The sequence below is a fragment of the Pseudomonas sp. genome, from assembly GCF_036387035.1.
In the GTDB taxonomy this organism is placed as follows: domain Bacteria; phylum Pseudomonadota; class Gammaproteobacteria; order Pseudomonadales; family Pseudomonadaceae; genus Aquipseudomonas.
The window spans coordinates 1-6,692 of sequence record NZ_DASVUM010000269.1 but is presented as its reverse complement, the minus strand read 5'-3'; the positions used below and the strand labels follow the sequence as shown (position 1 = coordinate 6,692).

Annotated in this window: 6 protein-coding genes and 1 pseudogene; all 7 read left to right on the top strand. The window is 63.9% G+C overall.

The genetic code is table 11. The features are described 5' to 3' along the window. Positions 1 to 295, top strand: a pseudogene (locus tag VF672_RS24225) (citrate-proton symporter); the annotation flags it as partial. Positions 296 to 550: 255 nt separating this feature from the next. Next, positions 551 to 1,711, top strand: a complete 1,161-nt coding sequence (locus VF672_RS24220) for a transporter substrate-binding protein (RefSeq protein ID WP_331107725.1) — start codon at positions 551 to 553, stop codon at positions 1,709 to 1,711. Continuing rightward, positions 1,708 to 2,292 carry an ANTAR domain-containing response regulator gene (locus tag VF672_RS24215; protein ID WP_331107723.1) on the top strand — a complete coding sequence of 195 codons (585 nt, stop codon included), beginning with the start codon at positions 1,708 to 1,710 and terminating at the stop codon, positions 2,290 to 2,292. Before VF672_RS24220 ends, VF672_RS24215 begins: the two co-directional genes overlap by 4 nt. Beyond that, the gene (locus VF672_RS24210; RefSeq protein WP_331107721.1) at positions 2,289 to 3,137 is read left to right on the top strand and encodes an ABC transporter permease; all 849 of its coding nucleotides are present in this window, start codon (positions 2,289 to 2,291) and stop codon (positions 3,135 to 3,137) included. Before VF672_RS24215 ends, VF672_RS24210 begins: the two co-directional genes overlap by 4 nt. After that, on the top strand, positions 3,137 to 4,063 hold the full coding sequence (locus VF672_RS24205; RefSeq protein WP_331107719.1) for an ABC transporter permease: 927 nt from the start codon (positions 3,137 to 3,139) through the stop codon (positions 4,061 to 4,063). The genes VF672_RS24210 and VF672_RS24205 overlap by 1 nt, the downstream gene beginning before the upstream one ends. 26 nt (positions 4,064 to 4,089) lie before the next feature. Then, a complete protein-coding gene (locus VF672_RS24200; RefSeq protein WP_331107717.1) occupies positions 4,090 to 5,697 on the top strand; it encodes an ABC transporter substrate-binding protein in 1,608 nt (535 codons plus the stop codon). Positions 5,698 to 5,772: 75 nt separating this feature from the next. Beyond that, a partial coding sequence (locus tag VF672_RS24195) for an acetamidase/formamidase family protein (protein WP_331107715.1) occupies positions 5,773 to 6,692 on the top strand: 920 nt, incomplete at its 3' end.

The window sequence follows — 6,692 nt, the reverse complement described above, 5'->3', positions numbered from 1 at the left end:
GCTGGCGGTCTTGCTGTATTTCTCGTTCTTCTTCGGCATGTACAACGGCGCGATGGTGGCCGCACTGACCGAAGTGATGCCTCAAGAGGTGCGCGTGGTCGGGTTTTCCCTTGCGTTCAGCCTGGCGACGGCGGTGTTCGGAGGCTTCACCCCGGCGATGTCGACCTTTCTGGTGCAAGCCACCGGTGACAAGGCCTCGCCGGCGTTCTGGCTGATGTTTGCCGCGGCGTGCGGCTTCGGCGCGACGCTGGTGCTGTACCGGCGACGCCGAGCGCTGCCGGCGAGCGCGTTGTAACACCCGCCCTGCTCCGCTTAGGCGCCTCGCGGTAGACGAGCGCCCCACGGCGGAGCATTCCCAGTGAGGCAATCGCCGTGAAAGGGCTTCACACCCGGGGGCCTTCACTTGGCACGCTTATTTCATGTATAAAGCAAACGACAAGCGGGACCTCGGTCCTTAAGTCTCGTCCACATACGCGCCTCGAATGCGCCAGGTATCGAAGCCTGATCGACCCTTACCGGGTTGATCGGGCTTTTTTTATGGATGCTTTTCATGCCCGATCTTCGTTTGCCCAAGCCGCGCCCCACTGTTTGCGTCGGGTTTCTGCTCTCCACCGAAGGCACCTACCGGCGCATGGGCCGCAGTGCCTTGCTCGGGCTGCAGGACGCGCTGGCCGAACTCAACGCCGACCCTCGGCGCAGCGTGCAACTTGAGGCAATCTGCGTCGACCCGCAGGGCGATCCGGCCGGCTACAGCACCGGTATGGCCCAGCTGCTGAGTGCAGGGGTGCGGCACATCTTCGGCACGACGCTGTCGGCGAGCCGCAAGGAAATCATTCCTGACCTGGACCAGCACGGCGCGTTGCTCTGGTATTCGAGCCCTTACGAAGGCTACGAAAGCAGCGAGAACGTGCTGTACCTCGGTGGCTGCCCGAACCAGACGCTGCTGCCGTTGTTGCGCTACGCTCTTGACCAGTTTGGCCGGCGCGCATTCCTGCTGGGCTCGAACTACGTCTGGGGCTGGGAAAGCAACCGCATTGCCCGGGAAGTGCTGGGCGCCAACGGCGCACAAGTGCTCGGGGAAAAGTACTGGCACCTGGGCGCGACCGGCTTCGACACACTGATTGACGGACTCATTGAAGACCCGCCCGCCTTCGTGCTCAACAACCTGGTCGGCGAATCGTCCTACGCCTTTCTGCAGCAACTGGACCGGGCCTGCGTCGGGCGAGGCCTGCGCTTGCCGGTGCTGAGCTGCAACCTGACCGAAGCGGAGCTGGATGCCGTCGGCCCGATGCATGCGTTGCGCCTGCTGTCGTGCGGGCCGTTTTTCGAGACCCTGGACCCGGCGTTTTGCGAATCGCAACAGCGCCATGGTCCGCGCACCTGCTCGCACTATTACACCAGCGCCTACACCGCGCTGAGGGTGTTTGCCGACGCCTTGCACGCCAGCGAGGACGCTTCGCCCAAGGCTATCTGCGAGCACCTGTACGACCACCCGGTCGCCAGCGTGCTCGGCAGCGTCAGCCTGTCGGCGCGCAATCACCACAGCGCGCTGGCCAGTCATATCGCCGAACTGCGCGAGGGCCGATTCGAGGTGGTGCAATCATCGCCTTACCCGATCGTCGCCGACCCTTATCTCACTGTTACGGATGTACACGCCGATGGGGTCGACCGACACGCCACCCCGGCGCCGCGCTTGAGGATCGTCAAATGAACACACGCCCTTTCCCGGCCTTCGACCAGGGCCATTTGCTGTTGATCGACTGCGATGAACGCAGTCAGGCCAATCTGGGCAAGAGCCTCCAGCGTCTGGGCATTCACTCAGAGGTGCTTGCGCATGACGCGCCCTGTGACACTCAGGGCTGTTTCGCCGCCATCCTTGAAATCGAGCATTTCGCCAGCCCGCTTGCCGTCGAGGCCCTCAATGCGGCCAGCATCCCGATCGTGGCGCTGAGCGCCCACGAAACCCTGTCACAGATCCAGCGCGCGTTGCAGCTGGGCGCGACGGCATTGTTGAACAAGCCCATCAGCCAGGGCTCGGTGTACACCACGTTGATGATGGCGGTGGGGCTGCGTGACCGACAGCGCGCCGATGCCGAAGAACTCACCGCGTTGCAGCAGCGGCTGGCGATGCGGCCCTTGATGGCCCAGGCGCTGGCGCGTTTGATGGTGACGCAACGCATCAACGAGGCGACGGCTTATGAGCGTCTGCGCAGCCTGTCGATGCAGCTCAATCGACCGATTGAAGCGCTGTGTGCCGACCTGCTTGCGACGCGTGACGAGGACCGCGCATGAACACGCTGAAAGCCCTGTTGCGTCGGCCGGCCGTGGCGGTGTCGCTGCTGTTTATCGTCACCGTGGTGCTGCTAGCGGCACTGGCGCCGTGGCTGAGCCCTTTCGATCCGGACGAGCAGTTCGTCGAGGGATTGACCCTGGAAGGCGCGCCGATGGCCCCGGCGGGGCCCTACTGGATGGGCACCGACTTGCTCGGCCGTGACTTGCTGTCGCGGCTGATATTCGGCGCGCGCACGTCGCTGTTCATCGGCGTGCTGGCCAACGGGCTCGCTGTGCTTATCGGCACGCTGGTGGGCCTGACCGCCGGTTTCGTGCGGGGCTGGCTGGGCAGCGTGTTGATGCGCGTGACCGACTTGATGATGGCCTTCCCCGCCCTGCTGCTGGCGATTGCCCTTTCGGCGATTTTCCAGCCCAGCGTGTGGATCGTGGCCATGGTGATCGCGATGGTGAACTGGGTGCAGATCGCCCGGGTGATCTACGCCGAAACCGTGGCCCTCAGCGCGCGGGACTTTGTCGCGGTGGAGCGTACGCTCGGCGCCAGTTCGCTGCGCATCCTGTTTTCGCACCTGTTGCCGCACCTGCTGCCCACCATTCTGGTGTGGGCGACGCTGGGCATTTCGACCACCGTGTTGCTGGAAGCCACCTTGTCGTACCTGGGCGTGGGCGTGCAGCCACCCACGCCGAGCTGGGGCAACATCATTTTCGAAAGCCAGACGTACTTCACCTCCGCGCCGTGGCTGGTGTTTATTCCCGGCGCGGCAATCATTCTGCTGTCGCTGGCATTCAATCTGGTCGGTGACGCCCTGCGCGACGAACTCGACCCCACACTCAAGGGGCGCCGCTGATGCTGCCGTTCATTTGCCGCCGGGTCGGGTACGCGCTGTTGATCCTGTTGGGCGTGACGTTCATCACCTACCTGCTGCTGTTCCTCTTGCCCGCCGACCCGGCGCGGCAGATCGCCGGGCGCAGCGCGACCCCGGAGGTCGTCGCCGCCATCCGCTCGCAACTGGGCCTGGACCTGCCGTTCTATCATCAATACCTGAATTACCTGGGCAACCTGCTCCATGGCGACCTCGGCCGCTCCTACATCCAGCGCACCGCCGTGAGTGAGCTGATCGGCGCGCGGCTGCGCCCGTCCCTCGAACTCATGGCGGCGGGCATCGGCTTTGAGCTGTTGATCGGCATTAGCCTGGGGATGCTCGCTGCGCTCAAGCGCGACAGCTTCGCGGACAAGCTGCTCATGGCGTTTTCCTTCGTCGGCGTCTCGGCCCCGCAGTTCATCGCCGCCATGCTGTTTCTGTACTTCTTCGCGGTGCAGTTGGGCTGGTTCCCGTTGGGCGGCTATGGCGGCGCCAGTCACCTGATGCTGCCGGCGCTGACCCTCGGCCTGCTCGGCAGCGGCTGGTATTCGCGCATGGTCCGCTCGTCGATGATCGAGGTGCTGCATCAAGACTTCATCCGCACCGCACGGGCCAAGGGCCTGAGCCGGGCGCGGGTGATCTTTGTGCATGTGCTGCCCAACGCCATCGTCCCGGTGATCCCGATGATCGGCATCGACATCGGGGTGTTCATGGGCGGCCTGGTGGTGGTCGAGTCGGTGTTCGGTTGGCCAGGCATTGGCCAGCTGGCCTGGCAGTCGATTCAGCAAGTCGACATTCCGGTCATCGTCGGCGTCACCACGCTCTCGGCGGTGGCCATCGTACTGGGCAACCTGCTCGCGGATCTGGTGATCCCGCTGGTGGACCCGCGCATCGACATCAAGCAGCACTGAATTCATCAACACAACGGGGCACAACAATGAAGATCAAAGCGCTGACCCTGGCCGTGGCGGCCACGCTGTTTACCACGCCACTGTGGGCCGAGACGCCGAAAAGCGGCGGTAATGTGGTGGTGACCTACCAGAATGACGTTGCAACCCTGGACCCGGCGATTGGCTACGACTGGCAGAACTGGTCGATGATCAAAAGCCTGTTCGGCCGCTTGATGGACTACAAGCCGGGCACCACCGATCTGGTGAAAAGCCTGGCCGAGGACTACAGCATTTCCCCGGACGGGTTGGTCTACAGCTTCACCCTGGTCAAGGGCGTGAAGTTCCAGAACGGTCGTGAGCTGGTGGCCAATGACGTCAAGTATTCCCTGGAGCGCACCGTCAACCCGAAGACCCAGAGCCCGGGCGCGGGTTTCTTCAGCTCTATCGTCGGTTATGAAGACGTTACCGCCGGCAAGAGCGCGACCCTTAGCGGCATCAAAGTCATCGATGATCAGCACCTGACCATCACGCTGAACGCACCCAATGCCACGTTCCTGCACATCATGGCGATCAACTTCGCCTCAGTGGTGCCCAAGGAAGCCGTGGAGCAATGGGGCGCTGACTTCGGCAAGCACCCGGTGGGCAGTGGCGCGTTCAGCCTGGCCGAGTGGAAGCTCGGGCAGAAGCTGGAACTGGTGAAGAACCCCGACTACTTCCAGAAGGGCCTGCCCTACGTCGACAAGATCACCTTTGAAATCGGCCAGGACCCAACGGTGGCACTGCTGCGCCTGAACAAGGGCGAAGTGGACATTGCCGGCGATGGCGTGCCCCCCGCGCAGTTCCTGCAGTTCAAGAACGACCCGGCGTCCAAGAAGTTGCTGGTCACCGGCAACCAGCTGCAGACCGGCTACGTCACGCTGAAAACCACCTTGCCGCCGTTCGACAACCTCAAGGTGCGCCAGGCCATCAACATGGCGATCAGCAAGGAACGCATCGTGCGCATCATCAACGGTCGCGCGGTGCCCGCGAACCAGCCGTTGCCGCCCGCGATGCCAGGTTACGACACGCAGTACAAGGGCCTGCCTTATGACGTCGAAGGCGCGAAGAAGCTGCTGGCCGACGCCGGTCTGGCCAAGGGGTTCGACACCGAACTGTATGTGATGAACACCGACCCGCAGCCGCGCATCGCCCAATCCATCCAGCAGGATCTGGCCAAGGTCGGCATTCGTGTGCAGATCAAATCCCTCGCCCAGGCCAACGTGATCGCGGCAGGCAGCTCCAGGGATCAGGCGCCGATGGTGTGGTCCGGCGGCATGGCCTGGATCGCTGACTTCCCGGATCCGTCGAACTTCTACGGCCCGATTCTCGGCTGCACCGGCGCGGTCGAAGGCGGCTGGAACTGGTCGTTGTACTGCAACAAGGCGCTGGACGAACGCGCGGCCAAAGCTGATGCGATGGCCCGACCGGAACAACAGGCCGAGCGCACTGAGGCCTGGAAGAAGATCTTCACTGACGCCATGGCCGATGCGCCGTGGGTGCCGATCTTCAACGAGCAACGCTTCACCGTGCGCTCCCAGCGCATGGGCGGCGACGACGCGCTGTACGTCGACCCGGTCCACGTGCCGGTCAACTATGACTACATCTGGGTGAAGTGATGTGTGCCGGGCCCGTCCTGCGAAGGCAGAACGGGCCCCTGCCCCACGGCCTTTTTAGCAACGAGGACAGCAGCCATGTGCCAGAACTGCCTGGTCAAGACCATTCACAGCGTCAACAGCCACTTCGGCTGGGACCACCGTTTTACCCCCGTCGAGCGCGTGGCGCCCGGCACCACGCTGCAAATGAATTGCCGCGATTCCTCCAATGGCTACTTTACCGCCCAGTCGCAGGTCGCCGACGTCAGCGTCATGCCGTTCGACCAGATCAACCCGGTGACCGGGCCGATCTACGTCGAAGGCGCCGAGCCTGGCGATATCCTGAAAATCACCTTGGACAGCTTCAAGCCTGGCGGCTTCGGCTGGACTGCCAACATCCCCGGCTTCGGCCTGTTGGCCGATCAGTTCCAGGCGCCCGCCCTCGCCTTGTGGCATTACGACACGCAGACCCTCGCCCCGGCGGCGTTCGGCGATTTCGCCAAGGTACCGCTCAAACCATTCGCCGGCACGGTTGGCGTGGCGCCGGCTGAAGCCGGACTGCATTCCATCGTCCCGCCGCGCCGGGTCGGCGGCAATCTGGACATCCGTGACCTGGCGGCTGGCAGCACCCTGTACCTGCCGGTGGAAGTGGCCGGCGCGCTGTTTTCCATCGGCGACACTCACGCGGCCCAAGGCGATGGCGAGGTGTGTGGCACCGCCATCGAGAGCGCGATGGACGTGGTGGTCAAGCTTGATCTGATCAAGCAGACGCCCCTGGCCACGCCGCGTTTCAGCACCCCCGGCCCGGTGACCCGCCATCTCGACAGCGCCGGCTACGAAGCCTTCACCGGCATCGGCCCGGACTTGATGCAGGCCGCCCGCCAGGCGGTGGCCAATACCATCGACTGGCTGTGCCGCGAGCACGGCATGCCGGCGGAACAGGCTTACATGCTGTGCTCGGTGTGCGGCGATTTGCGCATCAGCGAAATCGTCGACCTGCCGAACTGGGTGGTGTCGTT